Raw genomic sequence first — 2,857 nt, forward strand, 5'->3', positions numbered from 1 at the left:
GCTCGCGCTCGGGCTCACGTACAGCAGCCGGTTATTGATCACGTCCACCGACCAGAGCATCTGCGGTATGTTCGCGAGCAGGCTGATGATCTGCTCCTGCAAGTTCACCACCTTGTCCTGTTCCAGGTGCAGCGCCTTGGTGGCGGCGTCCCAGTAACCTTCGAGCATGAGGCCCATGTCGCGGAACAGGAGTTTCGTGACGGCGGCATCGAGCGGCTCATAGTCGATGCCGCGAACCTCGGGACTCGTGCGGATCAGCGACTGAAGGTGTTCAAGGTAGAGCAGGTAGGCGCCCATGATCCACGCCGGCTCGATGCGGTAGCGGTAATGCACCGCGCCGATGCGCTCCGTGTTGCGCGCGTCGTCCTCGCTAACACGTCCGTCGAGAAAGGTCGTCAGGTGCAGCAGCTGCTTCTGCACCAGGTTTGCGATGCGTCCGCCGGCTGCCTGGTAGTCCTGCAGTACCTTGGCGGTTGCCGGGTGATCGAACAGGTAGTCATAGAAGATCTTGGCGAAGGGCTCGCCCCCGCTTCGCAGGGCGTCACGGTATCGGCGAAGGAGGCTCAGGTCGGCAGCCGAGATGTCGAGAAAATCGTTGAAGACGGCGTTGAGATCTGCGCCGGCGTATCTCCGCTTTGTATCGCCAGCGTCGGTTCCAGCTTCGGCCTTCTTCACGTCGCCCCCTCCCTGTGTCATGGCGGTCGCAACGCTGTGCCGCGGCCCTCCGCCTACGCGACGGGGTATCTCCCCGCCCCTCGCGTCGGCGTATTTCGACCGCGACCGTCTTGCGGCTTCGCAGGAGCCCACGGTGCTCGGCCACAAGGCTCTACGCCACACCGCGAAGCGGTGGCTATCGCGGGCCTTCCCAGTACCCGGCTATTTCCGGATCCTCGTGATTATTTTGTTTGCCTAGATATCACAAACCGTGAGCGTTGTTAACGAACATATGAGTGATGTCGGACGAACGGGCGCAAGAGAATACTTAAAAGACTGATCCGACATAACCTTCCGGTACGTTCTTAAAGCAGAAACGCCGCTAGAGCGTCAGCCGCCGGTAGATGTCCGAAACCTTGAGCGGCAACTTGCGCACGTTGTCCACCAGCGCCCAGTTCACCGCGCCGTACATGTGCGGCAGATAGTCGCGCGCGGTCTCGTCGATGGTGATGCAGAACGGGTGGATGCCGGCGCGCTTGGCCTCGATCAGGCTCATGCGCGTGTCCTCGATGCCGTAATCGCCGTGGTAACCGTCGTAATCGTCGGGCTTGCCGTCCGAGAGCGTGATTAAAAGTTTGGTGCGTGCCTCCACGTCTTCCAGTAGCTTCGTCAGGTGGCGGATGGCCACGCCCATGCGCGTGTAATCCTGCGGCTGGATGCCGGCGATGCGCGCCTTGACCTCGTCGTGGTACGGTTCGTCGAAGCGCTTGATGCGGTACAGCTCGCAACGCTTGCGCGTCATGCCGGAGAAGCCGTAGATGGCGTAACGGTCGCCGAGGATTTCGAGCGCCTCGCACAGCAACACCAGCGATTCGCGCTCGGCGTCGTTGATCCAGCCCTTGGTCGAGCCCGACATGTCCACCATGAACAGCACCGCGATGTCGCGCTCGAACCGGTGGCGCTTCACGAACAGCCGCTCGCTCCGCTCGCGCCCGGCGCAGTGGTCGGCGGTCGCCTCCACGAGCGCGTCGAAGTCCACGTCGTCGCCGTGGGGCTGTTTCTTGAGCAGGCGGTTCTCGCCACGCAGCGCCTCGAAAGTTTTTCGCAGCGCCGGCAGTACGCCGGCGTATTTGGCGAGCGTGCGTTGCACGAACGGCTCGTACATAGGGTGCGCATCGAGTTCGCGCAGCACGCACCAGTGTTTGCGGTAGTGCGCGCGCTTGTGGTCCCACTCGTTGTACAGAAACGCGCCCTCTTCGTGGTAGGTGCCTTTCCAGACGTCCTCGGGGCGCTTCGCGTCCGCGTCCGTGTTCTCGCGCCGGTAGCCGCCGTCGCCGGCGGCGACGAGATATTCGTCCGGAATCTGGCCGAGGTCCTGGAGGATGGAGTCCATGAGCGCGCGCACGTCGGCCGGCGGCGCCACCGGCTGACCGTCGAGCATGAGCGTGAAGCGAAAGCCCGCGGGCTGCGTGGTATCGGGCTTGCGTTCGACCTTGAAGCGCGACGACGTATCCCCGGTGGCGGTCTTGCCGGTCGTTTCCTTGCCGAGGTGGGTGAGCGCCTCACGCAAGGCGCTCTTCTCACGCGCGAGACGTTCGTGCAATGTCTTCTCGACGCGTTCGGCGAACAGCCTGCCCTGGTAGCAGCGCGGCGCCGGCAACTCGCCGGCATAAAGCTCGACCATGAGCACCAGGCTGTCGTACACACCGGCGCCAGTTTTTTGCAGCCGCTTGAGCGGCAGTGTCCAACCGGCCGGCGTCTGCCAGCCGCCGGTCAAGGTTTGCAGTTCCTGCATGTCGCGATAAAGCCCGGGCAGGTCGCGCGCGAGACAGGCATCAAGCCGCGCGGTTTCGAGTGCATGAAACAACTGCTGCGCCCTGTCCGGGTCGGGGAAGGCGGCGAAGTGCGCGCTCAGTAATTCGCCCTCCGGCAGACGGAAGCTGCCATACCAGGTTTGGGCCCAGGCATGCGCCGTCAGCGCCTTGTACAGCCGGTAGTTGTCCTCGCGGCGCGCGAAGCCGGAAAGGCGCGCGGGCAAATAGAGCATGTCGGTATCGGTGTATGCGGTGTCACCGGCCTCCAGCCGCAGCCCACGGCCCGACAACCCGCGTACAAACAGTTCGAGCACGCCGCTGACCGCCTCCAGCTTCTCGCTGTGCGTGGCGTCGGCGATTTCAGCCGCGAAGCTTTGCACTTGGGCGAA

General features: G+C 63.7%; 2 protein-coding genes. Both read right to left on the bottom strand.

The genetic code is table 11. The features are described 5' to 3' along the window. The coding region (locus tag WDA27_15250; protein ID MFA5892281.1) for a protoglobin domain-containing protein at nt 1-675 on the bottom strand (675 nt) is incomplete at its 3' end. A 361-nt stretch (nt 676-1,036) separates the two neighbouring features. Beyond that, nucleotides 1,037-2,857: VWA domain-containing protein (locus WDA27_15255; protein MFA5892282.1), on the bottom strand; the 1,821-nt coding region annotated here is incomplete at its 5' end.

It is taken from the genome of Actinomycetota bacterium, from assembly GCA_041658565.1.
In the GTDB taxonomy this organism is placed as follows: domain Bacteria; phylum Actinomycetota; class AC-67; order AC-67; family AC-67; genus JBAZZY01.